The sequence below is a fragment of the Salaquimonas pukyongi genome, assembly GCF_001953055.1.
In the GTDB taxonomy this organism is placed as follows: domain Bacteria; phylum Pseudomonadota; class Alphaproteobacteria; order Rhizobiales; family Rhizobiaceae; genus Salaquimonas; species Salaquimonas pukyongi.
This window is the reverse complement of sequence record NZ_CP019044.1, coordinates 839,812-855,491: the sequence shown is the minus strand read 5'-3', so window position 1 is coordinate 855,491 and position 15,680 is coordinate 839,812. Positions and strand designations below refer to the sequence as shown.

General features: G+C 58.6%; 12 protein-coding genes. All 12 read right to left on the bottom strand.

Annotated elements, in window-relative coordinates:
- Nucleotides 1-55: 55 nt before the first annotated feature.
- The 12 genes from BVL55_RS04195 to BVL55_RS04135 all read right to left on the bottom strand — a co-directional run bounded on the left by BVL55_RS04195 (nt 56) and on the right by BVL55_RS04135 (nt 15,645).
- Nucleotides 56-3,013: a bifunctional [glutamine synthetase] adenylyltransferase/[glutamine synthetase]-adenylyl-L-tyrosine phosphorylase gene (locus BVL55_RS04195; RefSeq protein WP_075995864.1), complete on the bottom strand. Its 2,958-nt coding sequence runs from the start codon at nt 3,011-3,013 to the stop codon at nt 56-58.
- 362 nt (nt 3,014-3,375) lie between these two features.
- Entirely contained in the window at nt 3,376-4,770 is a 1,395-nt protein-coding gene (locus tag BVL55_RS04185) for a sensor histidine kinase (protein ID WP_075995862.1), read from the bottom strand.
- Between the two features lie 272 nt (nt 4,771-5,042).
- Nucleotides 5,043-5,720 (bottom strand): response regulator transcription factor, encoded by a 678-nt coding sequence (locus tag BVL55_RS04180; RefSeq protein WP_075995861.1) that lies wholly within the window; start codon nt 5,718-5,720, stop codon nt 5,043-5,045.
- Nucleotides 5,721-5,889: 169 nt separating this feature from the next.
- Entirely contained in the window at nt 5,890-7,473 is a 1,584-nt protein-coding gene (locus tag BVL55_RS04175; protein WP_075995860.1) for a Do family serine endopeptidase, read from the bottom strand.
- A gap of 185 nt (nt 7,474-7,658) precedes the next feature.
- Entirely contained in the window at nt 7,659-8,897 is a 1,239-nt protein-coding gene (locus tag BVL55_RS04170) for a bifunctional alpha/beta hydrolase/OsmC family protein (RefSeq protein WP_075995859.1), read from the bottom strand.
- Nucleotides 8,898-8,942: 45 nt separating this feature from the next.
- The gene (locus tag BVL55_RS04165) at nt 8,943-9,434 is read right to left on the bottom strand and encodes a cytochrome c-type biogenesis protein (RefSeq protein WP_075995858.1); all 492 of its coding nucleotides are present in this window, start codon (nt 9,432-9,434) and stop codon (nt 8,943-8,945) included.
- Entirely contained in the window at nt 9,421-11,421 is a 2,001-nt protein-coding gene (locus tag BVL55_RS04160; RefSeq protein ID WP_075995857.1) for a heme lyase CcmF/NrfE family subunit, read from the bottom strand. The genes BVL55_RS04165 and BVL55_RS04160 overlap by 14 nt, the downstream gene beginning before the upstream one ends.
- Nucleotides 11,418-11,861: a cytochrome c maturation protein CcmE gene (ccmE, locus tag BVL55_RS04155; protein ID WP_075995856.1), complete on the bottom strand. Its 444-nt coding sequence runs from the start codon at nt 11,859-11,861 to the stop codon at nt 11,418-11,420. The genes BVL55_RS04160 and ccmE overlap by 4 nt, the downstream gene beginning before the upstream one ends.
- On the bottom strand, nt 11,858-13,036 hold the full coding sequence (gene ccmI, locus BVL55_RS04150) for a c-type cytochrome biogenesis protein CcmI (RefSeq protein ID WP_075995855.1): 1,179 nt from the start codon (nt 13,034-13,036) through the stop codon (nt 11,858-11,860). Before ccmI ends, ccmE begins: the two co-directional genes overlap by 4 nt.
- Before the next feature lie 154 nt (nt 13,037-13,190).
- Nucleotides 13,191-13,583, bottom strand: coding sequence for an RT0821/Lpp0805 family surface protein (locus BVL55_RS04145; RefSeq protein ID WP_075995854.1), 393 nt, complete (start codon nt 13,581-13,583; stop codon nt 13,191-13,193).
- A 23-nt stretch (nt 13,584-13,606) separates the two neighbouring features.
- Nucleotides 13,607-14,956 (bottom strand): ATP-binding protein, encoded by a 1,350-nt coding sequence (locus BVL55_RS04140; protein WP_083649354.1) that lies wholly within the window; start codon nt 14,954-14,956, stop codon nt 13,607-13,609.
- A complete protein-coding gene (locus tag BVL55_RS04135) occupies nt 14,953-15,645 on the bottom strand; it encodes a response regulator transcription factor (RefSeq protein ID WP_075995852.1) in 693 nt (230 codons plus the stop codon). The genes BVL55_RS04140 and BVL55_RS04135 overlap by 4 nt, the downstream gene beginning before the upstream one ends.
- Between the last annotated feature and the right edge of the window lie 35 nt (nt 15,646-15,680).

Sequence of the window (15,680 nt, the reverse complement as noted above, 5' to 3'; positions counted from 1 at the left end):
CTACGAGCTTCCCTGCCAACTGGCTCCCCGGATCCTTCGTGATCCGGGGATTTTTTTATCCGACACAGCGCCTGAAAACATCGCGCACCGAACCCTGAACCGCTTCAAGTTCCTGCTCAAGCGCTGACAGTGCGGGATGGCCGGTTTGTTCGCACAGCAGGGATTTGAACCCCGACAATCCTTCTTCCTGCGGATCGAAGCCTCCCCTCAGGCAAACGCGCTGGATTTGAAGCACGGTGTTGTACAGCCCGTAGGCAGCCTTCAGCGTGTTGACGGCATCACTGTCGATAATGGCGGGATCGGCATGGTCGATCAACTCGATGGTGCTGGTCGGGTTTTGCGGCAAACCTTCCGTCAGATTCCCGGTCAAGGCCAGCCATTGGGCGATGAATTCGATGTCGATCAGGCCACCGGGCGCGCGTTTTGCATCGAAGGTGTTTTCGGGCGGCTTTTCTTCATCCAGCGTTTGCCGCATCTCCGCGATTTCCCTGGTGATCCTGGTGGCATCACCGCGCACCTTGCGCAGTTCGGCAAGTTTGGCGCGCAAGGCTTCGGCAAGGCCGGCGTCTCCCGCCACCGGGCGGGCCCGAACCAGCGCCTGGCGCTCCCAAACCCAGGCCTCCTTTGCCTGATAGCGGCAGAACGCATCAAAATGGGTGGCAAGAGGGCCGGCATTTCCCGATGGGCGCAGGCGGAAATCCAGTTCGAAAATCCTTCCTTCGGCCATGGGCGCGGACATGGCGGTGATGAGACGCTGCACCAGACGGGTGTAATACTGCTGGGCATAGAGCGGTTTTTCGCCATCGGACTGTTCTGCTGCCTCGTCATGGCGGTAAAGAAAGATCAGGTCGAGATCCGATCCGGCGGTGAGGTCACGGCTGCCCAGCCGGCCCATGCCGAGAATGGCGATTTCCCCTCCCGGTATCTCGCCATGGCGCAGTTTGAACTCGCCCAGCACCTCATCGAAAATACCGTTGATCAGCGTTTCGGCAAGGATGGTATAGGCTTCGCCCGCCCGTCTGGGTGAAATCGTTCGATTGATCAGCCGGACCCCGATGAGGAAACGCTGCTCGGCAGCAAACAGCCGTGCCTGATCGAGTTTTTCCTCATAGCCGCGGGAGCGGGCAAGAACAGCGCTCAGGCGTTCCTTCAATTCTTCGGGACCTGGAATGTCGGCACTGAAGGTGGGATCGATCAATCCGTCGAAGATATGCGGCTTGCGGGTGATGATGTCGGCCAGGCGGGGGGCTGCATCCAGCAGCAATGTCAGCAGCCGGGTCAGATTGGGATTGGCCTTCAAAATACCGAAGAACTGAATGCCCGCCGGCAGGCCCTGCAGAAAACGGTCGAACCCGACAAAAGCCTGATCGGGATTGCCGGTGGTGCTGAAATCTTCCAGCAATTGCGGCGTGATCTCGGTCAGCATCTCGCGCGCCTGGGAGGAGCGTACCGCCGGATAGCGGCCGTAATGCCATGCCTTGATGCTGGAGATGACCTGCGAGGGCCGTTGAAAGCCGAGCCTGCTCAAGGTCTCCACGGTTTGCGGGTCTTCATCCTCGCCGGTGAAGACGAGATTGCCGCCCTGGCCTGTCAGTTGTGGCGCCTGCTCGAATAGCTCCGCGTAAAAATGCTCGACCTCGCGCATGGTGGCAACCAGCGCACCGGTGAACGCGTCCACGTCTTTAAATCCTGCCATTGCTGCAATACGGCAAAGACCCTCATCATCTTCCGGCAGGACATGGCTCTGCTCGTCGGCAACCATCTGAATGCGATGTTCGACCTTGCGAAGAAACCAATAGGCAACGGAAAGGCGCTCTGCTGCCTCGGCGGAAATCCAGCCATCGTCCCGCAGCTTTTCAAGGCCCTCTACCGTGCCGCGAACCCGCAATTGCTCGCGCCGGCCACCGGCGATGAGTTGCTGGGTCTGGACGAAGAACTCGATCTCGCGAATGCCGCCCCGGCCGAGCTTGATGTTGTGGCCCTTGATGGCGATCTCACCATGCCCCTTGTGGGCGTGGATCTGCCGCTTTATGGAATGAACATCCTGAATGGCGGCAAAGTCCAGATATTTGCGCCACACAAACGGTGCCAATTCGCGCAGGAACCGTTCTCCGGCAGCAAAATCACCGGCGACGGCCCGCGCCTTGATAAAGGCGGCGCGCTCCCAGTTCTGACCATAGGCGGCGTAATAATTCATCGCCGTTTCAACGGGAATGGCCAATGGTGTGGAACCGGGATCGGGGCGCAGGCGCAAATCCACCCGAAACACGTAACCATCGCCGGTGCGCTCCTGCAGCAGGCGGCTCAATTGCTTTGCAAGGCGTGCAAACAATGAGGCCGGGTCATCACAGGCTGAAAGCACCGGGCTCTCGTCATCGAAAAAAAGGATGATGTCGATGTCCGAGGAGTAATTGAGCTCGTACGCCCCGTACTTGCCCATGCCAAGCACGATCAGTCCGCTGCCATGGGAAGGATTTTCCAGATCGGCAAGCACCAGACGGCCTGCCTCGTGCTGAGCTTTCAGCAGGTGATTGACGGCAGCAGAAAGTACGGCATCTGCAAACAGGGACAGATGGCGCGTTATCTGCGCTCCATTCATCCAGCCACCCAGATCGGCAAGGCCAAGACACAGGGCCATTTGCCGCTTTGCTTCGCGCAGGCCGGCCATCAATTCTGCTTGGGAACCAGCGGTATTCCACAGAACGCCGGCGTTCCCGGTTATGGAACCGGCAGCCATATCAAAGGAATTGCCGAGAACCTGGACGAGGTTTTGCGGCTTTATCAGTGCGCAATCGCGCAGATAGGGCGAAAGGACAAACGCGCCGGAAAGAAAGGCAAGGGCATTGTCCTTGTTGCGCAATTCCCCGATCAGGTGGCCTGCCTGCCGCTCCTCAGATGACAGTTCATTCAGCGCTTCGATGATGGTGCGCTGCATATCATCATCGCCACTTGCAGCAATAACCGCTGCCTGATCGCTGTCAGTTTGAAACAGGGGGTTTGTGATTTTCACCATTTAGAGCCTTTCACGCTCATATGGGATCGTTTGAACGCCGGGGGTTCGGTCTTCGGAGAGGCGCAAAAGGCGCAGCAGTGCAGACACTGTCAGCTTTCCAGGGCGCTGTGCGAAGGCCGAAGAACCAGGTTCAAACGATTGCAGGAATGACAGGTGTTTCAACAGGTCAAACTCCCGGCTGTGGAAGCTTTTCCAATCTGCATTCGTCGAAATCCTCGCAGGATGGGCAACCATCCTGCTGCGGTATTCTCCTTGCCAGATGTGAAAAATCCCACCATTCAAACTGCTTCCATAAGAGCGTGAAAGGCTCTACCCGCTTTGCTGCATTCCCGGATTCGCACCGTACCAGCCGGCAGGATCGTTCATGCGGAAGGTGCTGGCAAGATCAGTTTTGCTTCAAGGCCCGGCGCGGCATCGCTGAATTCCAGCCGCCCACCGTGAATTTTCGCAATGGCTTCCACCAATGCAAGCCCAAGCCCGTTGCCCGGCTTGGTGCGGCTGTCATCGAGCCGGGTAAAGCGCTCCTTGACTGCCTCATATTTGTCGGCGGGAATCCCGGGGCCAGTGTCACGCACTGTAATGACTGTCCGGTTCTTGTCCGAACGTGCGCTCAAGGAGATGCGGCCCTTTCCGTCCGGCGGCAGTCCGTATTTGAGCGCATTATCAATCAGATTGGTAATTGCCTGGGAAAGCAGCTCGCGGCTTGCATCAATGCGCAGTCCTTCCGGCACATCCACTTCAAAGACAATGCCTTCATCCTCGGCAACCGGCTCGTAAAGTTCTGCAACATCGTTCAACAGCTCACTGAGATCGAGCGCCTGCAAGTCGGTGACATGGGAACCGGCTTCCACCCGGGAAATCATCAACAAGGCATTGAAGGTCTTGATGAGCTGATCTGCCTCCTGAATGATGTCCGACAGCAATTCGTGCCTGCGCTCGCCTGCATCGGCAGCCAGGGCCTGGTCGGCCTTGTTGCGCAGGCGGGTAAGCGGTGTCTTCAGATCATGCGCGATGGAGTCCGACACGTTCCGCAATCCCTCATCAAGCAGGAAGATACGGTCAAGCATCAGGTTCATGCGCTTTGAAAGCCGGTCGAACTCGTCATTGGAATCGCCTACCGGCAACCGTTCGCTGCGGTCACCGGCCAGGATGCGTTCGGTTGAGCGCGAAACCATGTCGATGCGCTTGAGCGCGCGGCGCCCCACGAAAAACCAGATGAGCAGGGCAGCCATCAGCATCATGCCCATGGAAAAGGTAAGGGCGCGGCGTACCACCTTGCGGAAGCGTTCAGGTTCGCCGATGTCCTGGCCGATCAGGATGCGCATGCCATTGGGCAGATCCATGATGCGCGCCACCGCCCGGTTGGAGCGGTCATCGTCTTCATCGGCAAGGCTTTCATATTCGAAGGGATGTTCCTGCCAGCCGCTTCTGGCCAAGACCTCCGGATCGATCGACAGCACATTGCCGGCAAGGATGCGGCCATCGGGCCCGGCTACCACATATAGATTGGCGCCAGGGGCACGCGAGCGGCGCTCCATCTCGCGCACCATGCCGTTAAGGCCGCGGGTGCGATAGGTTCGTTCAAGCGAAAGGATTTCCTCGTTGATCGACTGGCGGAACTGCTGGCGCAGATAGTCCACCGCACCGCCGGTCATGTAGAAAATGAGGATTACCGCAAGAATGCCAAAGGCAAGCGTATAGGCAATCGACAGGCGAATGGCCGTCACGCGCGAAAGCTGCTTAATGCGCGCCCACATTTGCTAGGTCCAATCAACATGCAGGTTTCGGATGCGGCGCGTGACGGATTTTCGTTCTGAGCAGGCAAAAAGGCCGCCGTGGTGCGGACCACCACAAGGGCTTTTCAGCGCATTCAGGGCAAGAAGCCGCCGCGTCCTTATAGGATATGGCGAAAATCGCTCATTTTGGTGTCGCAGATCCTTGAAAGGGTGGCGACCTGTCTTCGGCCCTGCTCCTGAAACTGAACGATTTTCGCGCATACCGCATTCCAAATCCTGCATGTTGATTGGACCTATATCTCGGTGCGCAGCATGTATCCCGCGCCACGGACAGTATGCAGCAGGGGCGGGTCGAAACCCTTGTCGATCTTGCCGCGCAGTCTGGATATATGTACATCGATCACATTGGTCTGCGGGTCGAAGTGGTAGTCCCAGACCTCTTCCAGCAGCATGGTTCGAGTGACCACCTTGCCGGGATTTCGCATGAGATATTCCAGCAGGCGGAATTCCCGCGGCTGCAGCAGAATTTTCTTGCCGGCCCGTGTTACCTCGCGGCTGAGGCGGTCAAGGGTCAGGTCGGCAACGGTGAGAACCGTTTCGGCCTCATCCGGTTTCCTGCGGCGGGCGAGAATCTCAATTCGGGCCAGCAATTCAGAAAAGGCATAGGGTTTGGTGAGGTAGTCGTCTCCCCCGGAACGCAGGCCCTTGACGCGGTCATCGACCTGTCCCAGCGCGGAAAGAATGAGAACCGGCGTGTCGTCTTCTTCGGCGCGCAGTTCGCGAATCATGGAAAGTCCGTCACGCTTCGGCAGCATGCGGTCGACAATGAGCACATCATAGGAGGCAGAGCGGGCCATTTCGAGCCCGGTTTCACCGTCGGCGGCCTCATCTGGAATGTGGCCCGCTTCCTTCAACGCCCTGGCAAGATAGGCGGAAGCGTCACGGTCGTCTTCGACAATCAGAACTTTCATCGCACATTTTTCCTGGATGTTTCCTATCACAATCGGCGGTCAAGGAAACCTGCCGGAAAGTTGATGCTGACCGAAAAGGGGCGGCGGCGGGCTAAGGGGAGTTGGCCCGCCGCCTGCCTGCCGGCTGCATGGAGATACCAGACCACCGACAGGGATGCTTTGAGGCTTGTTATGCCTTGGGGAACGGGACAGCCACAAAGCGGGAGTTTCCGCCGCGCTCAATCTGGAAGAGCGTGCTCTTGCGGCCATTCTCCTCAGCTTCACGGACAGCCCTGGATACATCGCCGGGCGACTTGACGGGCTCGCCGTTGACAGAGGCAATAATGTCGCCGGAACGGATGCCCTTGCGGTCAGCGCTGCTTTCGGGCGCTACTTCCAGCACCACGACACCACCATCGTCTCCGGTGCCCAAAGCGAGGCCGAGCTTGCCGGTGCGAGCCGCGTCTTCCTTGTCTTTACTGCCGCCCAGGGCGGCGGTGTCGCCCAGCGTGCCAAGGGTTACCTCGACCTCTTCTTCTTCACCATCGCGGAAGATGGTCAGCGTTGCCGTGCTGTCAGGATCGAGCTGACCGATCATGCGGGCAAGCGCCCTGGGGCCGCGTACCTTCTTGCCGTTGACTTCTGCAATGACATCGCCAGCGCGGATACCTGCCTTGTCAGCGGGGCTGTCGTCCTGGGGTTCGGTAACCAGCGCGCCGCGGGCATCCTCGAGATCCAGTGCTTCGGCAATGTCACGGGTTACCGGCTGGATTTGCACACCAAGCCAGCCGCGCACAACGCTGCCGTTTTCAATCAGCTCTTCAACGATCTCCTGGGTGGTGGCTGCGGGAATGGCAAAGGCAATGCCCACATTGCCGCCGCTGGGCGAGAAGATTGCGGTGTTCACACCAATGACCTCGCCTTTCAGGTTGAAAGCCGGGCCACCGGAATTGCCCTTGTTGACGGCAGCATCGATCTGGATGAAATCGTCATAGCGATTGGAGCTGATTTCACGGCCCTGGGCAGACACAATGCCTGCCGTCACGGTTCCGCCGAGGCCGAATGGATTGCCGACGGCCACCACCCAGTCGCCAATGCGCGGTTTGGTCTCTGCAAAACCGACATAGGTGAACGTGCGCTCTTCATCGACCTTGAGCACTGCGAGGTCCGAGCGCTCGTCGGCACCGATCAGCTTTGCTTCATATTCGGTGCCATCATCCATCTTGACGATGTATTTGGAGCCACCTTCCACAACATGGTTGTTGGTGACAAGATAGCCGTCTTCAGAAATGAAGAAGCCGGAGCCCTGGGACATGCCGAAGCGCTTGCCCCGGCGACGGTCGCGCGGCCTGTCGTCATCGCGGCGATCACGCTCGCTGTAACGGTGGCGGTCGTCATCACGGCCATGACCACGTTCGCCAAAGCGTTCGCCAAAGAAGCGTTTGAAGAATTCAGGATTGCGCCGGAAGAATTCCGGCAGATCATCGCCATCGCGGCGGTCAAAGCGGTAATCCCGGCGGGAGTCCCCGTCTCTGGATGCCGGGTGGATCATCTGCTCGACGCGGACGCTGACGACAGCAGGCGAAACGGCTTCTACCACATCGGCAAAGCCGGGCGTTGCCGGAGCCTGCAGTTTGACGGCTTCCGCATTGGCGACAGGCAGTGAAAGCGGCGAACCGGTTACCGGTGCAACAGCGAAAGCGGTAACGGCGACCGTGGAAGCCAGCAAAGCGGCCCGTATCAATTTGAATGTGCTTTTGGGTTTGCGTTTCATGCTTTTCCCTCTGGTTCAGGTGTCCTTGCCGGACGTTTTCCTCACGAGCGGACATCTGGGCGGGACTGGAGGGCCGCCGCGATGCCGCTTTGAGGCCAGACTATGGAAAAAGCCAGATTACACGATGCTTACGGGCAGATTAAATATCGTTCATGTAAGCAGAAGAGCTTTCAGACCGCGGAAGATCAAGCTCCATCCTTGACGGCAAGGGCGGTGGTGATTTCGGAAGAGGCATGGAGTGTGCGGTGCACCGGGCATTTGTCCGCAATCACCAACAGCGCTTCTACCCTCTCTTCGTCGATGCCGGGTTTCAGTGTGATGGTGCGGTGGAAGCGGTCGATCTTGCCACCTTCTTCCTTGCGTTCCTCAGAACAGGTCTCGCAATCGACCGCATGGATTTTTGCATGGTCCACCGATACCGAAACCGGTGAAATATCCCAGCCCTTGCGGTCGGCATACATTTTGAGCGTCATGGAAGTACAGGCCGCCAGCCCGATCGCCACATAGTCATAGGGTGAGGGACCGGTATCATCACCACCATAGGATTTTGGTTCGTCCGCAAACATGTGATGACGGCCCGATTGCACAAGGTTCTGGAATTTGCCAACGCCGGTCTCCGTGACCGTAATGCCTGCCTCGTCAACCGTTTCGCCGGCTGAAGGTGTCTGCGGCACGTAGCGCTGCGCCCAGGCAGCAATCGTTGAGGCAACGAATTCCGCATCGTCGGGCCTGGTCAGCAGATGGTCGGCTGTATCAAGCGAGACGAAACTCTTTGGGTGTTTTGCTGCCATGAAGATGTCGCCGGCATTCTCAATTCCGACCGTCTGGTCAATCGGCGAGTGGAATATCAGCAGGGGTTTCTTCAAAGCCTTGACGTGTTTTTGAACGGAGCTTGCCGATACATCTTCCAGAAACTGCTTCTGGATGGTGAACTTGCGCCCGCCAAGGCTGACTTCGGCGCTTCCCTCCGTTTCGATCTTTTCAAGGTTTGCGGCAAAATTATGGGTGACATGGGCAGCATCGGCAGGTGCGCCAATCGTCACCACTGCTTCGGTTTCAGGAATGCTGGATGCTGCAACCAGAACGGCAGCGCCGCCCAGCGAGTGGCCGATCAGGATCGAGGGAGCTGCATAGCGTTCACGCAGAAAGTCCGCCGCACTGACCAGATCGGCGACGTTGGAGGAAAAATTGGTCGAGGCAAATTCTCCGCCCGACTTGCCAAGGCCGGTGAAATCAAACCGCAGAACTGCGATGCCCTCGGCTGCCAGACTGGCTGAAATCCGCCGGGTGGCGTTCAGATCTTTCGAACAGGTAAAGCAGTGGGCAAATAAGGCATATGCGCTGACCGGGCCGAGCGGCAGGTCAAGCCTGGCTGCCAGCGTTGCGCCGCTTGCACCGGCAAACTCAAGTCGCAGCGATTCCATGACAAACTCCTGTAGCAAGACGGATTACCCGTACTACCGGAAGTTTTATTCACGATCATCCAGAATTTTCGTGAGTTTGGCGTGTTCGGCTTTTGTCAGGTCACCAGCGGCCGGCTCTGCTTCCCCTTTTCTTGTGCGGAAATAACGCATTACCAGCAGAAAACCGCCCAGAAGTCCGAGAACCGGTGCAGCCCAAAGAAGAAGGTTTGCTGCCGTAAAACGGGGCTTGAGCAGAACGAACTCACCATAGCGTGCGACCAGAAAATCAAGGACTTCCTGATCGCTGTCACCGGCGGCCAGACGCTCGCGAAGCAGAATGCGCAAGTCGCGGGCAAGATCGGCATCAGAGTCGTCAATCGACTGGTTCTGGCACTTCATGCAGCGGATCGTCGCCGAAAGGTCGCGGGCACGTTCCTCCAATACCGGATCGGACAGAACCTCATCGGGATTGACAGCAAAAGCAGGCTGCGTTGCAACCAGTGCAACCATGATCGATACGAACAGGCAAAGGGCAGATATCGGTTCAGGTAAGCGCATCGGCCTGCCTTCCCTCATTTGAGGCAGTGCTGCGTTTTGCCCGCCGCGCAACGCCCACGCGCAGGCGCCGGTCGGAAAGCGAAATCACGCCGCCTGCCACCATGAAGATCGGACCGATCCAGATCAGCGTTACCAGGGGCTTCCACCATGCGCGAACAACAAGCTTGCCATCCTCACTGATTTCACCGGGAGAAACGTAAAGCTGGGAAAAACCGATGGTGCGTATTGCAGCTTCCGTGGTTGGCATGCCCCGCGCCTGATAAAGGCGTTTGGAAGGCTTCAACGGAAAGGTTTTTCCCGAAGAGGTGGCGACAAGGAGATTGGCTACGGTTTCAGTGTAATTCGGGCCGGTGACAGGGGTTACGCCCTGAAAGGTGATTTCGTAACCGGCAATGGCCACCGTTTCACCGGGGGCGACCTCGGAAACACTTTCGCGCTCAAACACCGAAACGGTGACAACGCCCAGCAGGACTACACCCAAGCCGAAATGGCCAAGCGCCGTTCCCCACATGGAGCGCGGCAGTCCGGCAAGGCGGGAAAAGACACTCGAAGCCTTTGACTTGCCAATGCCGGCGCGGCTCCAGATCTCGGCAAATGCCCCAATCTTCACCCAAACCGCCAGGCCGATGCCAAGGCTCGCCAGAACCGGCTCACCGGAGGTGAAGGCCAGCACGACGATGACGGTAAGGAGCGCCAGTCCGGCGATCCAGAACAGGCGCTGCAGCGCCCCGTAAAGATCGGCGCGCTTCCAGGAAAGCAGCGGGCCGATCGGCACCAGCATCAGCAAGGGGATCATCAGCGGGCCGAAGGTGACGTTGAAGAACGGCGCGCCTACGGAAATCTTTGCTCCCGAAATCGCTTCGACAACGAGCGGATAGAGGGTTCCGACCAGCACGGTCGCTGCCGCGGTCGTCAGGAATACATTGTTGAAAACCAGCGCACCTTCCCGCGAAATCGGCTGAAACAGCCCGCCTGCCTTCAGCAAGGGAGCCCGGATCGCAAACAAGGTCAGCGAGCCGCCGATAAACAGCAGCAAAATCATCAGAATGAAAACCCCGCGCTCCGGATCATTGGCAAAGGCATGAACGGAGGTCAGGACCCCGGACCGGACCAGGAAGGTGCCCAGCAGCGACATGGAAAAGGTGATGATGGCCAGCAGGATGGTCCATATCTTCAATGCATCGCGCTTTTCCATCACCAGGGCAGAATGCAGCAGGGCGGTGCCGACGAGCCAGGGAATGAAGGAAGCGTTTTCCACCGGATCCCAGAACCACCAGCCACCCCAGCCGAGTTCGTAATAGGCCCAGTAAGAGCCCATGGCGATCCCGGCGGTCAAAAACAGCCAGGCCGTCAGAGCCCAGGGCCTGACCCAACGCGCCCAGGCAGCATCAATACGGCCTGAAAGCATGGCCGCTACGGCAAAGGAAAAGGTCACCGAAAAGCCGACATAGCCGAGATAGAGCAGCGGTGGATGGATGGCGAGGCCGATATCCTGCAGGATGGGATTTAGATCATTGCCCTCGAACGGGGCGGGAGAAAGCCGGGCGAAGGGATTGGAAGTAAGCAGAATGAACAGCAAAAACGCCGCCGCGATCCATCCCTGAACGGCAAGCACATTGGCCTTCAGTTGTGCGGGAATGTTGGAGCCGAACCAGGCGACCAGCGCGCCGAAGAAAACCAGGATCAACACCCATAACAGCATTGACCCCTCGTGGTTTCCCCACACGCCGGTAATCTTGTAGAGCATGGGCTTGGCCGAGTGGGAATTTGCCCAGACGTTTTCGAGCGAAAAGTCGGAGGTAACATAGGCACTTGTAAGTGCTGCGAAGGCCAGTGCTGTGAAAACGAACATGCCGGTGGCGGCGGACGAACCGATCGCCATCAGTTTGTGATTGCCGAGCTTTGCGCCGGCCAGCGGCACGGCCGACTGGACCAGCGACAGGGCAAAGGCCAGCACCAGGGCGAAATGGCCCAGTTCGTTGATCACTGCGCTGCCTCCTCTCCCTGCCAGACACCTTTTTCCTTCAATGTGTCGGCAACCTCTTTCGGCATGTAGTTCTCATCGTGCTTGGCAAGCACGGTGTCGGCCGCAAACACCGTGTCAGACAGGCTTCCCTCGGCAATCACCCCCTGCCCTTCGCGAAAAAGGTCGGGCAGAATGCCAACATAGGCGACCGGCAGTTCATGTTCGGTGTCAGTGATAACGAAGCGGACGGTTTCGCCGCTCTTCTCGATGCTGCCTTCCTTGACGAGCCCGCCAAGGCGGAAGCGTTCCCCGGGCCGCGCCTTGTGTTCGGTCAGAATATCGGTCGGCGAATAGAAGAACACGATCTCGTCACGCAGGGCAAACATTACAAGAAGCACTGCGGCCATCAGCACTGCGCCGATCGCGCCGATCATTGTCAACCGTTTCTGCTTGCGGGTCATTGCGTATTATTCTCCGAACCCGCCTCGCCGGCAGGCATTTGTTCGCCATCCTGGGTTTTTAGCTGTTCCAATGCCGATTTCATCTCGGCCACGAAAGCACCATCGCCGGCATTGGCGGCAATTGCCTGTTCCACCGCGCTCTTCGCAGCATTGCTGTCGCCCAAAACGATATAGGCACGCACCAGCCGTTTCCAGCCCTCTTTGTCCGTGGGGTTGTCCTCCAGCCTGCCGGCAAGGTTCTGCACCATGGCGGTGATCATCTCGCCGCGCTCCTCAGCAGTCATGGAGGCAGCTTGTTCCACCTGGTCAGCGGTTGGACCCGGCTGGACTGATTGCGCCGGCGCAAGACTGGCAAGGCGGGCGGATTGCCCGCGGAAGGTTTTTGCCGCCTCCATCCAGGGAGACTGGTCGGTGCCGCCGGAAATCAGCTCGTCCCACAATTCGACGGCTTCCTCGTGTTTTCCTTCCTGCCCCTTTGCCATGGCAAGATAAAAGCGGGCCTTTGCCGAAGCCTGATTGTTGACGAGTTCCTGGCGAAACAGCCGGCTGGCCTCTTCGGTCACGACGCCGCCGGCAACCGCAACCATGCTTTCTGCAAGATTGGCACGCACGCCCGGTCTTTGCGGGTCAAGCCGCAGGACATTCGCCCAGGCCTGGGCTGCATCGCGATCGCGGCCCATGCGGGTATAAACAGGCGCCAGCACCTGCCAGCCGCGAACATCGTCGGGCTTTGCCGCCAGATGAGCTTCGGCGCGGGCCACCAATTCTTCGATACGCTGGTTTTCAAGATTGCCGGCCTGCCGCCCGGCAAGGCGTTGATCGGGCAATTGCGGATTACCGGCCTGAAGGTAGAAGGCCGTGGCAACCACCGGAACGCAAACGACCGCAGCCAGGGCTATTGCGCGGGACAGGCCGAGATTTGCCGGCGTGGTGCCAGGCAGGTTCTCAACAGCAGCAATCAGCTTGCGGCTTTCCTCGGCGATTGCCGCCCGCGCAGCATCGGCATCGATGCGGCCTATGGCGAGATCGTTTTCGATCTCCGCCTTGCGCGCCTTGAAAAGCGCCTTTTCAAGATCGGCAGGGCTTTCGTCTTTGGTGCCGACGGCAAACAAGGGCACCAGCACGAAGGCTGCCGCCAATACCATCAATACGATTGCCATGATCCAGAACGCCATGGCGGCTAACTAGCGCTTAAAGACGGGGAAAAAAAGTTCCAGCAGGCTAATTCCGCATTTGCGGACATCAAGTCGCACATCATCGCAGCTTAAGGTCACGAGCAGGACACGGGAAAAGACATTGGGCAAGACATTGGACAAGACATGGGCGATGTCAGCCTCCGACCGGCTGCCAGACATCATCCTCATTCTTGCAGGCGGTTTCCGTACGGCTCGATTGCGTTCCATCGACGGTAATCTGATGGGTATAGCGGCGGCAGATGCGGCCGGATACTTCAAAGGGCGGCCCCGGCAAGACCCTGCCCGATGCTGCCTTGCCGCTGCGCCAGTCCTTTGCGCCACCGGCTGGCGTTGCCTCCAATGCGCTGACCTCCGCCGAGACCGCCTTGTTGAGCGCGAACTGATTAAGTTTCTGGCCGGAAGGCGTGGCAGCCAGGTTTGCAGAAAGCAGCGAACCTGGCCCTTTTCCGGTCGTAACACACGCTGAAAGCGCACCAATCAGTACCACGCAGGCCAACGCAGCCTTTACCGGAAAACGCAACCCCATATCTGTCCCCTCCAACAAAGGCATCACCGGGACACGCCGGCAAGTGGCAACTTCAATTCAGCGTTCAGGCCGCCCAATTTCGAACGGCCCAAGGTCAGGGTCCCGTTATATTCTTTCGCGATGTCGCGGACAATCGACAATCCAAGGCCGGAGCCCGGTTTGCTCTCATCCAGCCGTGTACCGCGTTTTACCGCCTCGCGGATCTGCGCTTGCGTCATGCCGTCTCCGTCATCACCGACGGACAAAACGATGGCCTTTTCTGCTGTGGTGGCACTGACCTCGACCCTGGAGCTGGCAAATTTTGCAGCATTTTCCAGCAGGTTGCCGGCCATTTCCTCAAAATCCTGCTGTTCGCCTGCAAATACGGGATCAGAAGCCGTGATGGTAACGGTAAAATCAATGTTGGGATTAAGCTTCTGCATGACCCGGACGAGGCGCGTGAGGCTTTGGGCAATTTCCGTTCTTGAGGTGACGGTGCCGCTGCGGGCGGAAATCCGCGCCCGGTCCAGATAGGTCTGCACCTGGCTTTGCATCAGTTGAACCTGCTGTTCGACGACCTGACGAACAGCAGGCGCAGCACGCGAAGCCTCGTTGCGCAGAACAGCCAGGGGCGTTTTCAGCGAATGCGCCAGATTGCCCACCTGGGTGCGGGCACGTTCAACAACATTCCGGTTGGAAACAATCAGCGCATTGGTTTCGTCGATCAGGGGCTGGATTTCGAGGGGAAATTCGCCGCTTATCCGCTCCGCCTTTCCTTCCCTTATGTCTGCCAGCCGGGCGGTCGCCTGTTTGATCGGGTCAAGGCCCAGGCGGACAAGAAAGAAGGTGACCAGAATAAACCCGAGCGCGAACAGCGACAGCACAATCAGCAAACGCTGCACGAACTGGCTGACCTGTTCATCAGCTTCGTTTCGGTTTGCCGTTATAACAAAGGAATAAAGCGCATCGCCATCGCCGAGAAAGGCACGGGCTTCAATGCCGATCAGTTCCTGGCCGCCAACATCCCTTGCCAGAAATTCGCGCTGAAAACCGGAATCGAACGGCGCTCCCTCGGGAACCTCGATCACGCCACCGGCAAGTGAGGCGGAACTCAGACTGTCGTCACCGGTAAGATTGCTGACCTTCCAGTAATAGCCGGAGCCGGGCCGCAGGAACCGCGAATCGCGCAAGTCGGGACCACCTGTCAGCTGGCCGGCACCGGTCTGGCTCACCGACCCCATGACATTGTAGAGATTGGCCGTCAGGCGTTCGCGAAGATTGATTTCGACACCGGTGCGAAAACTTTCCGCCAAATACCACGCCACTGCAGACGTCGCCACGATTGCCCACAAGGCGGTAAGAAAGAACAGCCTTGCAGAAAGGGTGCGGATCAAGACGCCGCTTCCCCGCCTTCTTCCTGCTTCTCGCCCGATACCAGGCGATAGCCGAGGCCGCGAACCGTCTCGATGTATTGGCCGCCCAGTTTCTTGCGCAACCGGCCGATGAACACCTCGATGGTGTTGGAATCCCTGTCGAAGTCCTGATCGTAAAGATGTTCGGTCAGTTCCGTGCGCGACAGCACCCGGTCCTGATGGTGCATGAAATAGGAAAGCAGCCGCAGTTCATGGGAGGTCAGCTTCACCGGGCCGCCGTCAAGCGTCACCTTCGACGTTCGGGTATCGAGTTGCAGATTGCCACACTCGATCAGCGAGGCGGCATGCCCTGCAGAGCGTCGGATCAGGGCACGCACCCGCGCCAGAACCTCCTCGATGTGAAACGGCTTGGTGACGTAATCATCCGCCCCGGCGTCAATGCCAGAAACCTTGTCGTTCCAGCGGTCACGAGCGGTGAGGATGAGCACCGGCATGTTGCGCCCCTCGCGGCGCCAGTTTTCCAGGACGGTAATCCCGTCCATCTCCGGCAGGCCAATGTCGAGAACGACCGCGTCATAGGGTTCGGTGTCGCCGAGAAAATGGCCTTCCTCGCCGTCACAGGCCTTGTCGACAACATAACCGGCCTCCTCGAAGGCATCCGACAGCTGTCGGTTGAGGTCTTTGTCGTCTTCTACAATGAGGATACGCATGGCAGGTCCCGAGCAGGTCCATGGAAATGAATCGG

Coding starts and splice junctions, on each gene's coding strand:
- BVL55_RS04180 (WP_075995861.1), bottom strand. CDS start 5,720: ATGAAAGTTCTGATTGTCGAAGACGACCGTGACGCTTCCGCCTATCTT.
- BVL55_RS04175 (WP_075995860.1), bottom strand. CDS start 7,473: ATGAAACGCAAACCCAAAAGCACATTCAAATTGATACGGGCCGCTTTG.
- BVL55_RS04170 (WP_075995859.1), bottom strand. CDS start 8,897: ATGGAATCGCTGCGACTTGAGTTTGCCGGTGCAAGCGGCGCAACGCTG.
- BVL55_RS04135 (WP_075995852.1), bottom strand. CDS start 15,645: ATGCGTATCCTCATTGTAGAAGACGACAAAGACCTCAACCGACAGCTG.
- BVL55_RS04145 (WP_075995854.1), bottom strand. CDS start 13,583: ATGGGGTTGCGTTTTCCGGTAAAGGCTGCGTTGGCCTGCGTGGTACTG.
- BVL55_RS04185 (WP_075995862.1), bottom strand. CDS start 4,770: ATGTGGGCGCGCATTAAGCAGCTTTCGCGCGTGACGGCCATTCGCCTG.
- ccmI (WP_075995855.1), bottom strand. CDS start 13,036: ATGGCGTTCTGGATCATGGCAATCGTATTGATGGTATTGGCGGCAGCC.
- BVL55_RS04195 (WP_075995864.1), bottom strand. CDS start 3,013: ATGGTGAAAATCACAAACCCCCTGTTTCAAACTGACAGCGATCAGGCA.
- BVL55_RS04165 (WP_075995858.1), bottom strand. CDS start 9,434: ATGCGCTTACCTGAACCGATATCTGCCCTTTGCCTGTTCGTATCGATC.
- ccmE (WP_075995856.1), bottom strand. CDS start 11,861: ATGACCCGCAAGCAGAAACGGTTGACAATGATCGGCGCGATCGGCGCA.